This is a genomic window from Pseudomonas sp. NyZ201, from assembly GCF_049860765.1.
Taxonomy (GTDB): Bacteria; Pseudomonadota; Gammaproteobacteria; order Pseudomonadales; family Pseudomonadaceae; genus Aquipseudomonas; species Aquipseudomonas bharatica.
Map to the genome: position 1 here is coordinate 2,935,650 of NZ_CP187557.1, position 18,408 is coordinate 2,954,057.

Annotated in this window: 15 protein-coding genes; 7 read left to right on the plus strand and 8 right to left on the minus strand. The window is 65.7% G+C overall.

The window, feature by feature from the left end; translation table 11 throughout:
- Positions 1-74: 74 nt before the first annotated feature.
- The 4 genes from ACPFMA_RS13100 to ACPFMA_RS13115 all read left to right on the plus strand — a co-directional run bounded on the left by ACPFMA_RS13100 (position 75) and on the right by ACPFMA_RS13115 (position 7,004).
- A complete protein-coding gene (locus ACPFMA_RS13100) occupies positions 75-1,862 on the plus strand; it encodes a DUF1302 domain-containing protein (RefSeq protein WP_167654019.1) in 1,788 nt (595 codons plus the stop codon).
- Between the two features lie 36 nt (positions 1,863-1,898).
- Positions 1,899-3,269 (plus strand): DUF1329 domain-containing protein, encoded by a 1,371-nt coding sequence (locus ACPFMA_RS13105; protein ID WP_064301390.1) that lies wholly within the window; start codon positions 1,899-1,901, stop codon positions 3,267-3,269.
- Positions 3,270-3,348: 79 nt separating this feature from the next.
- On the plus strand, positions 3,349-4,407 hold the full coding sequence (locus tag ACPFMA_RS13110) for a WD40/YVTN/BNR-like repeat-containing protein (RefSeq protein ID WP_064301389.1): 1,059 nt from the start codon (positions 3,349-3,351) through the stop codon (positions 4,405-4,407).
- A gap of 62 nt (positions 4,408-4,469) precedes the next feature.
- Positions 4,470-7,004 (plus strand): efflux RND transporter permease subunit, encoded by a 2,535-nt coding sequence (locus tag ACPFMA_RS13115; RefSeq protein WP_425930445.1) that lies wholly within the window; start codon positions 4,470-4,472, stop codon positions 7,002-7,004.
- Between the two features lie 93 nt (positions 7,005-7,097).
- Here the strand turns inward: ACPFMA_RS13115 and ACPFMA_RS13120 are convergent, their stop codons facing one another.
- From ACPFMA_RS13120 to ACPFMA_RS13145, 6 genes are all read right to left on the minus strand, one after another.
- Entirely contained in the window at positions 7,098-8,234 is a 1,137-nt protein-coding gene (locus tag ACPFMA_RS13120; protein WP_425930446.1) for a hypothetical protein, read from the minus strand.
- A gap of 44 nt (positions 8,235-8,278) precedes the next feature.
- The gene (locus tag ACPFMA_RS13125) at positions 8,279-9,349 is read right to left on the minus strand and encodes an NAD(P)H-dependent flavin oxidoreductase (RefSeq protein ID WP_425930447.1); all 1,071 of its coding nucleotides are present in this window, start codon (positions 9,347-9,349) and stop codon (positions 8,279-8,281) included.
- Between the two features lie 48 nt (positions 9,350-9,397).
- Positions 9,398-10,297 carry a crotonase/enoyl-CoA hydratase family protein gene (locus ACPFMA_RS13130; RefSeq protein WP_425930448.1) on the minus strand — a complete coding sequence of 300 codons (900 nt, stop codon included), beginning with the start codon at positions 10,295-10,297 and terminating at the stop codon, positions 9,398-9,400.
- An 80-nt stretch (positions 10,298-10,377) separates the two neighbouring features.
- Positions 10,378-11,187 (minus strand): enoyl-CoA hydratase-related protein, encoded by an 810-nt coding sequence (locus ACPFMA_RS13135; RefSeq protein ID WP_064301384.1) that lies wholly within the window; start codon positions 11,185-11,187, stop codon positions 10,378-10,380.
- Positions 11,188-11,189: 2 nt separating this feature from the next.
- Positions 11,190-12,101 (minus strand): crotonase/enoyl-CoA hydratase family protein, encoded by a 912-nt coding sequence (locus ACPFMA_RS13140; RefSeq protein WP_064301383.1) that lies wholly within the window; start codon positions 12,099-12,101, stop codon positions 11,190-11,192.
- A gap of 59 nt (positions 12,102-12,160) precedes the next feature.
- A complete protein-coding gene (locus tag ACPFMA_RS13145) occupies positions 12,161-13,150 on the minus strand; it encodes a GlxA family transcriptional regulator (RefSeq protein ID WP_167654018.1) in 990 nt (329 codons plus the stop codon).
- Between the two features lie 294 nt (positions 13,151-13,444).
- On the opposite strand from ACPFMA_RS13145, the gene ACPFMA_RS13150 reads away from it, so the two are divergent.
- From ACPFMA_RS13150 to ACPFMA_RS13160, 3 genes are all read left to right on the plus strand, one after another.
- Positions 13,445-14,419: an NAD(P)H-dependent flavin oxidoreductase gene (locus tag ACPFMA_RS13150; RefSeq protein WP_425930449.1), complete on the plus strand. Its 975-nt coding sequence runs from the start codon at positions 13,445-13,447 to the stop codon at positions 14,417-14,419.
- A gap of 115 nt (positions 14,420-14,534) precedes the next feature.
- Complete coding sequence (locus ACPFMA_RS13155; protein ID WP_064301381.1) at positions 14,535-15,539, plus strand: phytanoyl-CoA dioxygenase family protein; 1,005 nt, start codon at positions 14,535-14,537, stop codon at positions 15,537-15,539.
- A 106-nt stretch (positions 15,540-15,645) separates the two neighbouring features.
- Entirely contained in the window at positions 15,646-16,479 is an 834-nt protein-coding gene (locus tag ACPFMA_RS13160; protein WP_064301380.1) for an SDR family NAD(P)-dependent oxidoreductase, read from the plus strand.
- A 77-nt stretch (positions 16,480-16,556) separates the two neighbouring features.
- On the opposite strand, the gene ACPFMA_RS13165 is transcribed toward ACPFMA_RS13160, so the two are convergent.
- Positions 16,557-17,531: a spirocyclase AveC family protein gene (locus tag ACPFMA_RS13165; protein WP_425930450.1), complete on the minus strand. Its 975-nt coding sequence runs from the start codon at positions 17,529-17,531 to the stop codon at positions 16,557-16,559.
- Positions 17,532-17,601: 70 nt separating this feature from the next.
- The gene (locus ACPFMA_RS13170) at positions 17,602-18,378 is read right to left on the minus strand and encodes an enoyl-CoA hydratase-related protein (protein WP_064301378.1); all 777 of its coding nucleotides are present in this window, start codon (positions 18,376-18,378) and stop codon (positions 17,602-17,604) included.
- Between the last annotated feature and the right edge of the window lie 30 nt (positions 18,379-18,408).

The window sequence follows — 18,408 nt, forward strand, 5'->3', positions numbered from 1 at the left end:
CTGCGCAGCTGCTGCCGTGAGGCGCTCCAGGGCTTTGACCGGTCTGGCTCAAGAGATGGAGAACAACAATAATGATGCATCGCTTTCCTCAGCCTCGTTTCACCTCGCCCGGGCGCTTGCACGTCCAGGCTTCCTTGCTGGCCGTCGCGGTCGCCGCCGTCGCGGGCAACGCCCAGGCGGTCAACCTGGACTTCGGCAACCCCGATATCCAGAGCCGCCTGGACACCACCGTGCGCTACAACATGGGCATTCGCGGGGAGCACACCGACGCTCGCCTGAAGATGGGCCCGGGGGGCACGGCCGATCCGAACAACAACAGCGTGGCGCTGGGCAACAACCGCTTCGACAAGGGTGACGTCGTGGTCAACCGGCTCGACGTGCTGTCCGAGTTCGACCTTATCTTCCACGACAACTACGGCTTGCGCGCCAGCGCTGCGGCCTGGTACGACCCCACCTATGATGGTGGCGTGGACGATCCGACCACGGGCAACGCCATCTCCCAGACGTTCTTCAAGAACGGCAAGTTTTCCGACTACACCCGCAACTACACCAGCGGACCCTACGCCGAGCTGCTCGACGCCTTCGTCTTCGGCACCTTCGATGTCGGCGCCACGACCACCTCGCTGAAGTTCGGGCGGCACAACATCTACTGGGGCAACTCGCTGTTCCCGCAGTCCAAGCAAGCTTCCATCGCCTACAGCCAGGCGGCCCTGGACCTGCAGAAGGCCGCCTACAGCCCGGGCCTCGAAGCCAAGGAACTGTTCCTGCCGCAGACCCAGTTCACCGGCACCGTGCAGCTCAATCCGCAGTTCTCCCTGGCCTGGCAGTATTCCCTGGAATGGCGCCGCGATCGCTACCCCGAAGGCGGCACCTTCTTCGAATATGCCGCGCCAGCCTTCTACGGCGCGGATGGCCCGGCCATCGGCCAGACCCGCAACAAGCCCGGCAGCGGGCAGCATGACTGGGGCGTCATGGCCAAATGGCAACCCGATTTCATGGACGGCGGCAACATGAGCCTGGTGTACCGCGAATTCCGCGAGAAAACCCCCAACCCCTTCGCCGTGGCCGAGGACGGCCTGCTCGACCGGGTCTACAACCCGCGCAGGAACCAGCTGTTCGGCTTCGCCATGGAGCAGAACATCGCCAGCGTCAACTGGGGTCTGGAACTGACCTACCGCAAGAATGCCCAGCTCTACACCACCATCACCGGGCGCCTGCAGCAGGCCGGGCCGGCAGTGATCGGCTTCGACTCGCAAAACGCACCCCGTGGCGATGTCTACGGCATCGTTCTCAATGCGGTGAAGCTGCTGCCGCAGACGGCATTCTGGGACGCGGGCGAGATCGCCGCGGAGCTGGCCTTCCAGCATCTGGACAAGGTCACCTACGACCCGGCGTTCGGCATGAGCATGGGCGGCACCTTCACGCCCCTGGGCGGCAACAACTTCCCCATCAAGAACGGCAACTCGCCGCTGTGCGCCGACAGCAGCGGCGTGCCGGGCTCGGGCGACGGGTCCTGGGGGTGTGCGACGCGCAATTCCACGGTCCTCTCCACCAACTTCACGCCGCGCTGGCTCCAGGTCCTGCCGGGCGTCGACTTCAGCGCGCCGGTGTTCCTCTCCTGGGGCGTACAGGGCAACGCCGCCACCGGCGGCCTGATCGGTGCCGAAGGGCAGGTCAGCTATTCGTTCGGCGTGCAGGCGGACATCTACCAGACCCACACCGTGAAGCTGGCCTGGAACGACAGCTGGTCGCCGAACCACAACACCACCGGCGCGACTGGCGGCCAGGGGGTCACTGGCGGTGGCACCTGGTGGCAGAACGACCACGGTTGGTTGTCGTTGAGCCTGAAGACCGCCTTCTGAGTTATCCCAAATCGCATGAATGCCAGGGTGAAAACAATGAACTACAAGAAATACCTGCTTTCCATTGCCGTTTCCTATGCCGTGGCGGCACAGGGTTTTGCCGCCAGCGCCGACGATGCCCGGCAGATCGGCAGCACGCTGACCGAGTTCGGCGCGACCATCGCCGGCAACGCCGATGGCAGCATTCCGGCCTATGACCCGGCCAAGGCGCTGACCAAGCCGCCGGCCGGCTACTCGCCCAGGCAGGCGGGCGGCGGCTTCCCCTACGTCGATCCGTATGCCGCCGACAAGCCGCTGTTCTCCATCACCGCGAAGAACATGGCGCAATACGCCGACAAGCTGGACGACGGCAACAAGGCGCTCCTGAGCCAATACCCGGACTACCGGCTGGACATCTACCCCACGCACCGCAGCGCACCGCCACTGCCCCGGTTCGCCCACGACAACACCGTCAACAACATCGGCAAGCCGCGCCTCGAAGGCGAGGGCACCGGGCTGGCCGATGCCCATGCGCAAGTGCCGTTTCCCATTCCCAGGACCGGCAACGAAGCCATGTGGAACTTCGTCGTGCGCTTCTTCAGGCCCTATGAATCCGGCAACTTCGCCACCTACCTGATCGACAGCGCCGGCGAGAAGACCCTGGTCACCGATTCGACCGTGTACTACGAGCACGAGTACTGGGATTCCTCGAAGACCAGCTCCGAATACGCCAACCGCCTGCTCAACAACAACAAGGCCCCGGCCGCCAAGTCCGGTTCCAAGGACCTGCGCTACACCCCCCTGCGCCTGGACAGCAAGAGCGACAGCGCCTGGTCCTATTCGCCCGGCCAGCGGCGCGTGCGCCTGGCGCCGGAGTTCAAGTACGACACGGTGTCGGCGCAATACGGCGGGCTCATCACCTTCGACGAGATCACCGGCTTCGATGGCAAGCAGGACCGCTTCGATTTCAAGCTGGTCGGCAAGCAGGAAATGTTCGTGCCCTACAACACTTGGCGCACCGCCTCGGCGAAGCTGGACGAGCTGGTGAAGCCGGGCTTCGTCAACCCCGATCATGTGCGCTGGGAACTGCACCGGGTCTGGGTGGTGGAAGCCAAGCTCAAGGCCGGGCAGCGCCATACCAACCCGACCAAGCGCTTCTACTTCGACGAAGACAGCTGGAACATGACGATGTACAACTCGTACGACGCCGCCGGCAAGCTGCACCATTCGCAGAACTTCGTGCTGTTCGTCGGCTATGACGACGTGCCGATGATGCGCAGCGAAGGCGTGCTGGTGTACGACCATTCCAAGCGCAGCTACGCGCTGGCCTCGCTGCCGTTCGAAACCCGCAGCGGCTGGTTCGCGGTCCCGCCGTTCTCGCCGAACCTCCTGTCGCCGTCGGCGATGGCCGGCTCGGGCATTCGCTAAGGCATGGCGGGGCCCGCCGGGTCTCCGCCTGGAGGCTCGCGGGCGCCTGCCCCTTCGCTCCACAGGTGAGGAGGTGTACATGTCGCGCATTACCCTGACCGCCATGGCGCTGGCGGCCCTGCTGCCGCTGGCGACGGTCGTGGCGCAACCCTATGTCGATCCGATCGACGCCCCCGCTGAAGCATCCCCGCTCGCGGCCCGTTCGCAACTGACCGCCATCACCCAGGCGGGCGACCGGCTGGTGGCCGTGGGCGCCCGCGGCGTCATCCTGCTCTCCGACGACGCTGGGCAGCAGTGGCGCCAGGCCAGGGTGCCGGTCAGTTCCGACCTGGTCAGCGTGCAGTTTCCGTCCGCGTTGCAGGGCTGGGCCGCAGGCCATGACGGGGTGATCCTGCACAGCGCCGATGGTGGCGAAAGCTGGAGCAAGCAACTCGACGGCCGCCAGTTGCTGGGCCAGCTGACCGCGCATTTCCAGGCGCTGGCGGACGCCGGCGACGAGCGCGCCAGCCAGTACCTGGAACTGGTCAACCTGAATTTCGGCAACGGTCCCGAGCTGCCTTTCCTCGGCGTCTGGTTCGACAACGAACGGGACGGCTATGCCGTCGGGGCGTTCGGCACCCTGCTGGCGACCACCGACGGCGGCAAGAGCTGGGTGTCCTGGATCGAGAAGATCGACAACCCCAACAGTTTCCATCTCAACGCGGTCATCGGCATCGGTGGCGAGCTGTACATCGCCAGCGAGCAAGGCACGGTGTTCAAGCTGGACCGGGCGCAGCAACGTTTCGTGGCCCTCGCCACCGGCTACGCCGGGAGCTTCTTCGGCCTGGTCGGCAACGCCCGGTTTCTCCTCGCCCATGGGCTCAGGGGCACGGCCTACCGCTCCACGGATGGTGGCCAGTCGTGGGCGCGGGTCGACACCGGGCATGGCGCCGGGCTGGTCGCCGGGGCAATGGAGGACAACGGTGACGTGCTGCTGGCCAGCCAGGCCGGAGCCGTGCTGCGCAGCGCAGACCAGGGCAGGAGCTTCACGCCCCTCGGCGCGGTGACCCCGTACCTGTTCGCCGGCCTCAGCCCGGTGGCGGGCACGCGGGTGGCGATCGTCGGCATGGCGGGCGTGCAGGTCGCTCCGGCGCGGTAACGGCAGCGAGCGCGGCGGCGCCGCGCGATGTCGGCTGAACAACAATAATCGAGAAGACATTTATGGCTATTCCAGCCGGTGAACAGCGTGACATGCAGGTCATTCGCGATCCCAGGGACTTTGATCGAAACAGCGGCATCTGGCTCGAGCGCTTCATTTTCAACCATCGCCTGGCGATCCTCCTCGTCTGCCTGGCGAGCACCTTCTTCTGGGCCTGGCAAGCCGCCAGGCTGCCGGTCAACGCCAGCTTCGAGAAGATGATTCCGCAGTCCCATCCCTACATTCAGAACTACTTCGCCAACAAGGACGCCCTGCGCGGCATGGGCAACGCGGTGCGGGTGGTGGTGGAAAACACCCAGGGCAGCATCTTCGACAAGGACGCGCTGGAGGTGCTGCAGAAGGCCAACGACGCCCTGTTCCTCATGCCCGGCGTCGACCGCTCGGCGCTGCGCAGCCTGTGGACCTCCAGCCTGCGCTGGACCGAGGTCACCGAGGAGGGCTATCGCGGCGGGCCGGTGATGCCCGATCCGTTCGATGGCTCGCCGGCGGCGATGGAGGCGCTGCGCAACAACATTCTCCAGGCCGGCATCGTCGGCAACTTCGTCGCCTCGGACTTCAAGTCCAGCCTGGTCGTCGTGCCACTGATGGACAGCAACCAGGACACCGGGGAGCCCCTGGATTACCGGGCCTTCTCCCATCAACTGGAAAGCACCATCCGCGCCCTGGAAACGCCGAAGATCAAGATCCATATCGTCGGCTTCGCCAAGCTGGTGGGCGACCTGATCGACGGCCTGTGGCAGGTCGCCGAGTTCTTCGCCATCGCGGCCGTCATCGCCGCGCTGTTCGTCTTCCTCTACACCCGTTGCCTGCGCAGCACGCTGCTGCTGGTGTTCTACGCGACGCTCGGGGTGATCTGGCTGCTGGGCATCCTGCGCCTGATCGGCTACGTCCTGGACCCTTACCTGATCCTGGTGCCGTTCCTGATCTTCGCCATCGGCCTGTCCCACGGCGCGCAGAAGATGAACGGGATCATGCAGGACGTCGGGCGCGGCACGCACAAGTACGTCGCTGCCCGCTACACCTTCCGCCGTCTGTTCCGCGCCGGTATCACCGCCTTGCTGGCCAACGTGGTGGGCTTCGCGGTGCTGATCATCATCGACATTCCGGTCATCAAGGAAATGGCCGTGAGCATGTCCATCGGCGTCGGCATCCTGATCTTCACCATCCTGGTGCTGGTACCGGTCTCGCTGTCCTACGTCGGCGTCAGTGCCCGGGCCGCCCGGCGCAGCATCGCCGAGGAACGGGGCGAGGCGGCCGGGCCTATCTGGGCCTTCTTCGCCAGCTTCATCGGTCGCGGCCGGGCCACTGTGGCGCTGCTGGTGGCGGCGGTCATCACCCTGGGCGGCGTGCTGGCCAGCACCCATGTGAAGATCGGCGATCTCGACGCCGGTGCCCCGGAGCTGCGCAGCGACTCGCGCTACAACCGCGATGTCGCCTACCTCACCGGTCACTACGCGCTGTCCAGCGACCTGTTCGTGGTGATGATGAAGACCCGCGAGGGCGGCTGCCTGGCCTATCCTTCCCTGGTCGAGGCCGATCGCCTGAGCAACCTGCTGCGCCAGGTGCCGGGGGTGCAGATGACGGTCTCGGCCGCCGACTCGGTGCGCATGGTGTTCGCCGGGCAGAACGAAGGCAGCCCGAAATGGATGTCGATCCCCAGGAATGCCAGCAACCTCAACTCGGCGATCGAACAGGTGCAGGTCGACAAGGCGGAACTGGTGGACCGCACCTGTTCGGTGACACCGGTGGTCGCCTACCTGCAGGACCACAAGGCCGACACCCTGGAGCGGGTGGTGGCGGCCGTCGAGGCCTTTGCCCGCGCCCATGACGACGACAACCGCCACTTCCTCCTGGCGGCGGGCAGTGCCGGGATCGAGGCGGTCACCAACATCGTCGTCAAGACCGCCAACGGCAAGATGCTCCTGGCCCTCTACGGCGCCGTGACGCTGCTCTGCTTCGTCGTCTTCCGCAACTGGCGGGCGACCTTCATCGCGGTGCTGCCGCTGTTCATCAGCACCGTGTTGTGCGAGGCGCTGATGGTGGCGCTGGGGATCGGCATGAAGGTCGCGACCCTGCCGGCCATCACCCTGGGCGTGGGCATCGGCGTGGACTACGCCCTGTACCTGGTGAGCGTGCAGCTGCAGCAACAGAAGGCCGGTCACAGCCTGGCCGACGCCTACCGCTACGCCTTGCGCTTTACCGGGCGGGTGGTGGCCCTGGTGGGCATGACTTTGGCGGCCGGCGTGGTCACCTGGGTCTGGTCGCCCATCAAGTTCCAGGCCGACATGGGCATCCTGCTGACCTTCATGTTCCTGGGCAACATGGTCGGTGCGCTGATCCTGATTCCCGCCTTGTCTTATTTCCTCCTGCGCGATCTTGGTGGGGCTGGCAAGGGCAAGGGCAGGGCGGCAGTGCCTGCGAAGGCCGGCAGGCGTGTGGCGGCCATGGCCACTTCCCATGTTCAGGCCCAGGCCGAGCTGACGGCCGGGGAGCTTGCGGCGCTGGGTATCGATGTCAGGCAGCGCAGGGAGCGGTGAGGTGGGCCCCCGGCCCCCTTGACGCGAACAAGAGCCACAAAAAAAGCCCTCCAGATGGAGGGCTTTCCGTTACCAGCGTATCCCAACCCCGTATCAGTCCCGGCTGAATACCGGCCCCATACTGGTCTCATTGGCCGTAAGCACGGTGCGGCAGAACGAGTTCACGGTCAGGTGGTTATCCAGCTCCAGCGTGCGACCGTCGGGTAGCTTCACCGTTCCGCTCATCGTCGACAGCAGGTAGCAGTACATGCGCGTGCCGGTCGAGGTGGGCCAGAAACTGTAGGCCCGGCCATGGGCCGCGACCTTCACGTCCGCGCAGGTGTCGCCGTTGGCCATGCCCAGGTGCCATTTGACCGGCATGTTCATGCCCGTGCGCGGGTCTTCCCACTTCTGCGTGACCTCGAAACGCAGGGTCCCGTTGCCGGTGGCGGGGTTGATGTTGACCTGCTGGTCCTCGCCATATTTGACGAAGCCCAGCAGCATCCCGTCCCGCGGCTGGAAGAAGTTGATCTTGACGTCGTCCTTGATCGAGTAAAGCCACCACATCCAGTTCGGCGCGGGCAGGTTGCGCACCGGGTCATTGGACTGGCCGGTGAGGATGTGCTCGCGCACCCCGTAGCCCTTGGTGATATCGAGGGTATAGGCGCTGGTCTGGATGCGTCCCTGGACGTCGACGAAGGCATCGTAGCCGGCACGGTCACTCTCATGCGCCTTGGCGAACGGCCCCCAGTTCCACAGGGGGCTGCCTTTCTGGGTGTAGAGCAGATCGAACTCGGCGTCGCCGGCCTTGCCCTGGAGCTGCCATTGTGGCGGGCTGGCAATGAACTTCAGCCCGTCGAAGTCCCAGGTCACGGCGTCGTCGCTGCTGCTGACCGAGAACTGCTCGCCCTGCAGTCGTTCGCCGGGTGTCCAGCCAACCCGGACGAAGTGGTTGTCGCTGATGCGCCCGCGTGACGATTTGGGCACGGCGATCAGCTGGATTTCCCGTTCGGCGGACGCGCCCGGCCCCCAGATGCCCTTGCCATTGCCGAACAGGGCGTAGCCGGCAGCCCAGAGCAGGACGTCATAGTCGCCCGCTTCGGCGACCACGCCCAGCGCGGTCTCCTCCCACAGGTCGGTCTGGCTGGAGGGCAGGGCCAGGGCCTCGAAGTGCGTCCCTTCGTCCTGCAGGGTAATGCCGGAGCTGGAATGCTGAATGCGGTTGTACTTTTCGCTGTAGTCGTCGCTCATGTGGAACTCCCTGGAAATCGATGACGGAAAGGAACCCGGGCCGGCTAGCCGACCTTGTCCTTCCAGGCTTCCTGCGTGGGCACCTGGCTTGCCAGGCGTCGTTGCACGGCTTCGGCCTCGTCGACGATGGCCTTCATCAGCACCGCGATGGTCGGCAGGTCGTGCACCAGGCCCACCGACTGCCCGGAGGCGGTCATGCCCTTGTCCAGGTCGCCGGTCGACATGGTCAGCCCATGCATCTTGAGCATCTGCGACATGCGCATCATCGATTCGACCTGGCGCGGCCCCAGCGACAGCGTCGACTTGGCCAGCTTGAACCAGGGAATGTTCAGCTCCCTGGCGATGGTGAAGGAGTTGAGGAAGATCTCCCAGACGTTGAGCAACTTGGCGTTGACCATGCGCTCGGCAGCGGCGGTCTTCATCTGCCGGCAGGGGATGCCGTCGAAACGGTCGGAGAACACGGTGTCGTGGACGTCGAGTTCCAAGGCCTTGTTCTTGAAGTTGGCGTGCATCGGGCCTTCCTGGGTGGTCCAGAAGCGGGTACCCATCGAGACCCCGCCGGCGCCCAGGGCGAGCGCGGCGACCAGCCCGGCACCGTTGGCCACGCCACCGGCGGCGATCACCGGGATCTTCAGCAGTTCGGCCAGGCGCGGGACCAGCACGAAGGTGCCGATTTCCCCGGCGTGGCCGGCGGCTTCGAACCCGGCGGCGATCACTGCGTCACAGCCATGCGCTTCGGCCCGCTGGGCCAGGCGCAGGTCGCTGACCGACGCGATCACCTTGCCACCGTAGGCGTGGGCGGCCTTGACGATCCAGTCGCCCTTGCCCATGGAGTAGTTGATCACCGGGACCTTCTCTTCCAGCAGCACCTTGGCGTTGGCCATGCCGTTGGGCAAGGCCAGCGGGGCATTGGCGCCGAACGGCTTGTCGGTCAGCGAACGGATCTCGCGGATCGCCGCGCGGGTGACCTCGGGGGGATTGGAGCCCGCCCCGTAGACGCCCAGGCCGCCGGCGTTGGACACGGCGGCCACCATGTTGGGGAAGGCGACCCGCCCCATGCCCGCATTGAGGATCGGGTAGTCGATGCCAAACAGTTCTGTGATTGTTGTTTTCATGGTCTGGTCCTGAAGCGCCGGGAAGGCTGCGGTTCCCGTTCGTTTGGGTTAGGAATACGCAGGCTCTTCCCACCACGGGAAGTAGTCGGGCATGTCCTGCGAGACACTGCAGGCGAAGTCCGGCAGGCGCTTTTCGACGAAGGACTGCACGCCTTCCTTGGCATCGAGGCTGCGGCCCCGGGTGCAGATGCCGCGGCTTTCGATGCGGTGCGCTTCCATCGGGTGCGACATGCCCAGGCTGCGCCAGGCCATCTGGCGCATCAGCGCGACCGAGACCGGCGCCGTGTTGTCGGCGATTTCCCGGGCGATCTCGTAGGCACGCGGCAGCAGTTGCTCGTGGGCCACCACTTCGCTGACCAGGCCGCCGGCCTTGAGCTCCTCGGCCGGCATGACGCGGCCACTGAAGCTCCACTCCAGGGCCTTGGTGATACCGACGATGCGCGGCAGGAACCAGGACGAGCAGCACTCGTAGACGATGCCGCGGCGCGCGTAGACGAAGCCCAGGCGGGCCTTTTCACTGGCGATGCGGATATCCATCGGCAGCAGCATCGAGGCGCCGATGCCGACGCCGGCGCCATTGATCGCGCCGATCACCGGCTTGAGGCTGTTGAAAATGCGCAGGGCGAGCTTGCCACCACCGTCGCGGGCCGATTCCTTGCTGTAGTCGAAACTGCCGTCGGCGCGGAACGGGCTTTCCTTCTCGGCGCTGCCGTTCTTGTCCTTGTCGAAGATGTCGGCACCCTTGGACAGGTCGGCGCCGCCGCAGAAGCCCTTGCCCTCGCCGGTGATCACCACGGCGCGGACCGCGTCGTCGCGGTCGGTTTCGTCGAAGACCGCGATGAGCTCGTTCATCATCAGCGGGTTCATGGCGTTGAAGACTTCAGGACGGTTGAGGGTCACCGTCGCGATGCGGTCGCTGACCTCGTAGCGAATGGTCTGGAAATTCACGGGTTATCTCCTCGGTGGCGGCACGGGCCGCCACTGGCTGCTGGAAAAAGGGCCGTCAGGACGGCCCTGGCGCTGGCGGATTACTTGAAGCTGAACTGCGGCGCGCGTTTCTCGAAGAACGCCTTCTGCTTCTCGACCTTGTCCTCGGTGGACTGGGCGACATACACGCCGCGGCTTTCCAGCTCGATGGCCTGTTCGAGGCTGCCGGCATTCATGTTCTGCCACAGCGATTGCTTGGTGACCCAGATGCCCATCGGCACGTTGGCGACGATGTTTTTGGCGATCTCCAGGCAGGCGTCCTGCAGTTCCTCGTCCGGCACGGCCTTGAGCACCAGGCCGATGCGCTCGGCTTCGTCGGCCAGGACCGGGCGCGAGGTGTAGAGGAACTCGGCGGCACGCTGGGCGCCCACGGCGCGCGGCAGCAGGTAGCTGATGCCCAGCTCGGCGCCGGAGCCGGCGTTATGGATGGCGTTGACGAACTTCGCCGATTTCGCCGCGAGGGTGATGTCCGCCGCCAGCGGGAAGGCCAGCGCCATGCCGGCCACGGTGCCGTTGACCGCGCAGATCACCGGCTGCGGCAGGTTGCGCATCAGCACCGGCAGCGAGGCGATGACGTCGATGGTGTAGCGCGAGAAGAACGGCTTGCCGACGCCGTCCGGGACCCAGTCGGCGGTGCCCGGGTTCTTCAGGTCGTGGCCGGTGCAGAAATGCCGGTTGCCGGCCGCGGTCAGGATCACCACCCGGGTGCGCGGGTCGTACTTGATCTGCTTGAACAGCTCGGCCAGCTCCGTGTACATCTCGAACTGGAAGGTGTTGGTGGACTCGGGGCGGTTGATGGTGATGCGCTTGACGCCTTCGAGCGGTTCGTCGACCAGGAAGTTCTCGCTCATCATTACGCTCCTTGCTCGCCGTTGAGCCAATGGGCCTTGACCATGTTGTCGCCGTACGGTTCGTCGCGTTTCTTCAGGGCGTCCTTGAGGCCGTACTCGGCCATGTCGGCCTTGAACTGGGTGCGGCGCGGCCCCTGGCTGAGGTGCGCGCGGGCGTCCATTTCGACGGCGAAGCGTTGCAGGGTGCGGGCGCCCTGCAGTTCCAGCGCGGCATTGATGATGCGCTTGTGCGAGGACAGCAGCTCGGCGTCGACGAAGCTGATCCGGCGTGCCAGTTCGTTGACCGCGTCATCCAGTTGTTCCACCGGCACCGCATCGAGTACCAGGCCGATGCGCGCGGCTTCGCGGCCCCAGAGATTGTCGCCGGTCATCATCATGCGCTTGGCCCACTGCGGGCCGACGTGGTAGACCCACATCTGGATCGGCGGCGTGCCATTGGCGCGGGCGGCGGGGAAGCCGATCTTGGCGTTTTCGGCGCAGATGACGAAGTCGCACATCAGCGCCAGGTCGGTGCCGCCGGCCAGGCAGTTGCCCTGGACCCTGGCGATCACCGGCTTGTGCATGTCGAACAGCACCATGTTCAGCTTCTGGGTTTGCTCCATGTTCCAGCAGTCATCGTCGACGGTCTTGTTGATGGTGCGATAACGGGTTTCGTCCCACGGCGGGGTGCCGTCCTTGAAGCCGGCGTAGGCGCCTGCCAGGTCGTAGCCGGCGCAGAAGTCCTTGCCGGCGCCTTCGAGGATGACCACGTTGACGTCGTTGCGGTCATCGGCCTCCAGCAGCGCGTCACGCAACTCGGCGAGCAGGGCAGGGTGCAGGGCGTTGCGTTTGTCGGGGCGGTTCAGGGTGATCCGGGCGATGCGGTTCTCGACGCTGAACAGCAGGTATTCCGAGCTGCGGAGGTGCTTGTTCATATTATCTCCATGCATTTTTGTGAACGACGGTCGATAATATAAACGCTGCGCGCCTTTGGTCAAGCGCGTGTCGGAGGCGATTCCGGGGGGCCGCCGGCGCGGGCGCGGTACTGGCTCGGGCTGCTCCCGGTCAGCTCGCGGAAGACCTTGCGAAAGCTCGGAATGTCGTTGTAGCCAACCAATGTGGCGATCTGGCCAATGTTGCGGCTGGTGCGCAGCAGCATCTCCTGCGCCGAGCGTATCCGCGTGTGGCGCACGTACTCCTGGGGGGTTTGCTTGAGGTGGCGCTGGAAGTGGCGCAGCAAGGTCTGCTGGCTGACCGACATGGCGCTCGCCAGGTCGCTGATGCGCACGTCCTGGGCAAAGCGCTCCTCCAGCCAGCGCTGGGCGTTGGCGGTCAGCGGGTCGTCTGCCAGGCGCTCGTCCGCGGCCGGGTCGAGGCTGGTGACATCGCGTAGCCAGCCGCCCAGTTCCGGCGTGGTGACCAACTCCGTCAGGCGTGCCAGCAACTGCGCGTCGGCGGCCAGGCCGACGGCGCTGACCACGCGCTGGTGCTCGACCACGGCGGCCCGGCGATCGACCGTGATCCGCGGGTAGCGTCGGCGAAACCAGGGCACCAGGGCCTTGCCGACGGCCACGCTGCCATCCTCCAGCAACCCGGCCTCGGCGAGCAGGAACACCGCGGCCCCGCTGGCGGCGATACGTGCCCCGCCGGCATGCTGGCGGACCAGCCAGCGGCATAGCGCGGCCTCGCCGGCGAGCCTGGCGTCCAGCGCGGCGGCATCGCCGACCAGGAAGCCGGGCAGGTAGACCAGGTCGTACTGCACTGGGTTGTCCAGGCCGCCATCGGCCTTTAGCGAGCGCCCCCCGGCCATGCGCACCGTCCGCCCGGCGGGGCTGAGCAGGTGTACCTGGCTCTGCATCGCCACGGGCTCACGGGTCCGATACAGCTGGGTGACCTGGCGGCGGATGAGTTCGAAGGTGTCGAGGAATATCCCCAGGCTGGAGATATAGGCATCGGCCAGGCCGATGACCGCGAAGCCCGCCATCTTTCTCTCTCCTTGGCCGGAAGGTCCCACGCGAGCCGGCTCGGGAGAACAGCCGGTATGCCCTGGGTTCGTCTGGCTTGTTCTGCTATATGAATGGGGTTTCAACATAGTCCAGGGCTGGCTGGTGATCAAGTCTGCCCTGCGTCGCCGCGCTGGGGCTTTCACCCCTCGGATTGACCTGCCAACACTATGGCTATATTTTGAATATCGTTCACATATAGGTATGCAGTCCTGCCAGGCAAAACCGCCTCGACGTTGCATGCCGCTCGCCAATCCAACCAACGCGGACCCGTCATGTTCAAGACCAGAATCACCGAGCTCTTCGGTATCCAGTACCCATTGATCCAGGGCGGCATGCGCCACGTCTCGCGGGCCGAGCTGGTGGCGGCGGTGTCCGATGCCGGTGGGCTCGGGTTCCTGTCGGCGCACAGTTTCGCCTCGCCCGCCGCCCTGCGCGCGGAGATCGAGAAAGTCCGCGCGCTGACCGACAAGCCGTTCGGCGTCAACCTCACCATCCTGCCCAAGCTGAGCGTCAAGCCGGAAGACAGCGCGCGGGTGATTCTCGATGCCGGCGTGTCCTGCGTCGAGACCGCCGGGGGCAACCCGGCCACCTTCATCGCCGCCTTCAAGGACGCCGGGATCAAGGTGCTGCACAAGTGCACCTCGGTCCGTTTCGCCCTGAAGGCCGAGCAACTGGGGGCCGACGCGGTCAGCCTGACCGGCTTCGAGGCCGCCGGCCACCCGGGGGAAGACCAGGTACCGAACATGGTCCTGATTCCTGCGGCGGTCGAGCGCTTGAAGATCCCGGTGGTGGCCAACGGCGGCTTCGCCAATGGCCGCGGACTGGTGGCCGCGCTTGCCCTCGGTGCCGAGGGCATATCGATGGGCACGCGGTTCCTGATGGTCAAGGAATCGCCGATGGCCGAGGCGGTCAAGCGCCGCTACCTGGAAGCCTCCGAGCGCGATACGACGCTGATCTGCCGCTCCCTCGGCGACTCGACCCGGGTCCTGAAGAATGCCTTTACCGATCACATCCTCGAACTGGAGCGCCTGGGGCCGGCGTTCCACGACGAAGTCCTGTCCATGGCCAGCAGCCAGCGCTGGGTCAATGCCGCCGAGCGGGGCGATCCGGACGATGGTGCCTATGCGGCAGGCGTCGGCATCGGGCTGATCCACGATGTTCCCGACTGCCGCGACCTGGTGCAGACGATCATGAGCGACGCTCATGCGGTGATCGAGCAACGCTTGCGCGCCATCGCCGGGTGTTGAATCCACCCCCCGTTTATGTCGCGCAGGCCCCTGTGTGGGCCTGCGCACCGGTGTCAGCATGAATCCGGAAAACCGTGGTCAGTTGCACCACGACAAGAACCGATAGAGAGGGTGTATGAACAATAACAACGCACAGCCTGTATCGCCCGACCAGCCGCGCATGGGCCAGTTGAAAACCGCCAATCACCTGCTTGGCGACCGCCAGGCCCTCGACCAGGCCTGGGAGCGGGACGGCTACTGGTACTTCAAGGGCGTGCTCGACCAGGATGTCATCACCGAGATGCGCGGGCTATGGATCGACTACCTGCAGCGCAACGGCCTGATCGACCCCGGCGTCACCGAAAACCGCTACAACGGCTCCGGTTTCGCCGACAAGACCGTGACCCCGGCCGAGCTGTCCCGCGTGGGTGAATTCAACACGCGCAACATCCACACCATGCTCACCGAAAACCCACGCATCGTCGCCACCTTGAAAGCCATTCTCGGCGACGATCCCTTCTGGCTGCCGATTGCCGAGTACCGGGCCAACCCGCCGGTCGACGACCCGGCCGCGAGCCGCTTCATCTATCCGCACCAGGACGGCTTCTACAGCCGCGACATGCCGATGAAGATCTGCTGGGTGCCACTGGACCATATCGACGAGCAGACCGGTGGCTGCGCCTGGATCGAAGGCGCGCACCGCGGGCCGATCCTGCATGACCTGAGCAAGCCGCCGCTGTTCCCGATCCCGCCGGAAGTGGTGTCGCTGGACGGCTGGAAGCGCGCCGATTTCGCGCCGGGCGACATCGTCCTGTTCGACCTCAACCTGCCGCACAGCGGCCTGACCAACCTGTCCCGGGATCGCTTCCGCCTGTCGATGGATATCCGGGTCACCGAGGCATCGGGCAAGGTCCCGTCGATCGGCCAGTTGGTCAGCATCGATGAAAACCAGGTCACCCTGCGCAATGACCGCACCGGGGCGCAGGAATCCTTTGTCGTCGATGCCGGTACCTACGTCCGTGGCACCGATGGCAAGAAGCGCGAAGGCGCGCAGATCCCGGCGACCTTCCAGGCCGGCGAGCAGGTGATCGTCAACTCCCGGGACGGCCGTAGCGCCACGCTGGTGCGTTCCATCCACTGACGCGGCACATCGATGCACGCGCAGGACAGCGACCCCGGCCTCTTCATCGAAGTGGCCGGGGTTTGTGCTGTCCGTCGATCTTTCCCAAATCCGGAGAAGCGAAGCAATGCCACAACCCACACAGTACAACGCCACCCTGGCCGGCAAGGTCGCCCTCGTCACGGGCGCCGGCACCGACGGTGACGGCATCGGCATCGGCAAGGCGATCGCCATCGTGCTTGCCGGCGAGGGTGCCAGGGTCTGCCTGGTCGACCGCGATGCCGAGCGCGCCGAGCAGACCTGCGCGACCATCCGGGACATGGGCGGGGAAGCCTTCGTCGCGGCCGGTGATGTCACGGCCCGGGCCGATTGCTCGCGTTTCGTCGAAGAAACCCTGGGCCGCTATGGTCGCCTCGATATCCTGGTCAACAACGTCGGCGTGGCAACGCCGGTGGCGCTGGACGCCGAGGACGAGTCTGCCTGGTCGCGGGTGCTCGACCTGAACCTGACCAGCGCCATGCTCATGAGTCGCTACGCGGTGGCGGCCATGATCCGCAATGGCGGAGGGTCGATCGTCAATATCTCCTCCATCGCCGGCATCCGTGCCCACGGCAGCCTGGCCTATGGTCCGTCGAAGGCGGCGATGGCTGCGCTGGCCCGGGAATTGACGGTGCTCTACGGACGCCAGGGCATCCGCGCCAACACGGTCGCCCCCGGGCATGTGCTGACGCCCCTGGCGCAATCGCTGCTGCCGGAGGAGATGAGGGCCAAGCGGCGCAATGTCGGCCCGCTGGGGCTGGAAGGTGATGCCTGGGATATCGCCCTCGCGGTGCGTTTCCTGGCCAGTGACGAGGCGCGCTTCGTGACCGGAGTGCATCTGCCGGTGGATGGTGGTGTCAGTGAAATCGGCCCTATGGCGGGTCATGCGCTGATCGAGGCGGGTGCTCGCGCCACACACTGACGGGCAAAAAAAAGCCGCCTGGCTGGTACCAGGCGGCAAACGCATCACCCCGAAAGGTGACCAAGCATGCTCGTGGATCAGTGTGCGCCGATCGGCACCTGCTCGTTGCTCAACCAGCTGGGCATGTTGCCCGGCCAGGGATCGACATACAGCGCATGGACGCCCATGGCCGTGGTGTAGGCGAGATTCAGCACATTGCAGAAGGCGATGAACGCCAGGACACGCATGACCGTGGCCAGTCGCGGCGAGGAGGCGAAATGCTCGATGCCGCGCTCGATCGCGGTGTAGCCGCGGGCGTCGGCATGCATCAGGAGAAAGGCGCAGGCGATGAAGGTAGACGGGAAGAGAATGAATTCGTAGATGGGGAACTGGTAGAAATCACCCCCCCAGAACGACCAGGCGTGGAAGGCCCCCGGCCAGGCGTCGAAGTGCAGGTAGTGGGTGGCGACGATGTCCAGCAGGCCCATGGACAGCCACACCCCGCTGAATCCGGCCAGGGTCAGCCCGGCGATGCCCAGCCGCGGGAAGCGCGCCTGCGCCTTGCGCATGAAGGCCAGGCCGATGAGCGCGGTGCCGGCGAAGGAATAGAAGTACGCCGGACCATCGATCAACAGCGGTTCGGCGATGCGCGAGCCGTTGGGCGTCTGCCAGCCGGGGATGAATTCGCACCAGCAGCCGTAATTGAAGGCGTAGGCGTTGTAGGTGAACATCGGCCGCAGGAAGTTCAGGAACGGGTCCAGCCAGTAGGCCGAGAGCCAGCCGATCATCATCAGCCGGGTGCTGTCGAGGTGGCCGCTGCGGCGCCAGCCCCGCACGAACCAGACCAGCGCGATGGCCAGGGTCACCAGGCTCAGCACTTCGTAGATCGTCATCGCCCAGCGCGAGTAATCGGGAATCGGGTCGCTGCCGCGCTCGCTCGGTTGGAAGTCGTCGGAGCCGATCCAGGCCGCGTAGACATTCAGCTGGAGCGCGAGGAACGCGCTGCCCAGGACCGCCCAGAAGACCAGGGGCCAGGGGCGCGAGGTGGGGATTGCACTGACAGAAGCCGTCATTGTTGTTATTCCTGTGGTGCGAGGGCAGGGGGCTTGAACGGTGAAAGGCGGCCTTGCGGCCGCCCCTGGATCACTTCACGTACTTGCGGAACTCCGGCTTGCGCTTCTCGCGGAAGGCATTGCCGCCCTCGCGCGACTCGTCGGTGTCGTAGTACATGGCCAGCGCCTGCATGGCGAAGGCGCCGATGCCGCGGATGTTCTCGTTGTCCATGTTGAACGAGCGCTTGGCCAGGGCGATGGCGGTCGGGCTCATCTGCAGGATGTCGTCGCACCATTGCTTGACCTCGGCGTCCAGCTGGTCGGCCGGCACCACGGCGTTGACCAGGCCCCAGTCCAGCGCCTGCTTGGCGCTGTAGCGGCGGCACAGGTACCAGATCTCGCGGGCGCGCTTGTCACCGGCAAGGCGGGCGAGCAGGGCGGTGCCGAAACCCGGGTCGACCGAGCCGACCTTCGGCCCGACCTGGCCGAGCTGGGCGGTGTCCGCGGCGATGGCCAGGTCGCACAGGGTGACCAGCACGTTGCCGCCGCCGATGGCGTAGCCATTGACCCGGGCAATCACCGGCTTGGGAATGTCGCGGATGATGCTTTGCAGTTCCTCGATCGGCAGGCCGACCACGCCGCGGCCCTGGTGGCGGCCGCCGGACTGGTCGCTGCCGGTGCAGAAGGCCTTGTCGCCGGCACCGGTCAGCACCACGACGCCGATGTCCTTGTTGTAGCCGGCCTGGCTGAAGGCCTGGATCAGTTCCTCGCAGGTGTTGGCGGTGAACGCGTTGTACACCTGCGGGCGGTTGATGGTGATGGTGGCGATGCCGTTGTCTTCGGTGTAGAGAATGTCGCGAAATTCCATGTGCTGCTCCTGGATAGGGGGAAAGGTCGG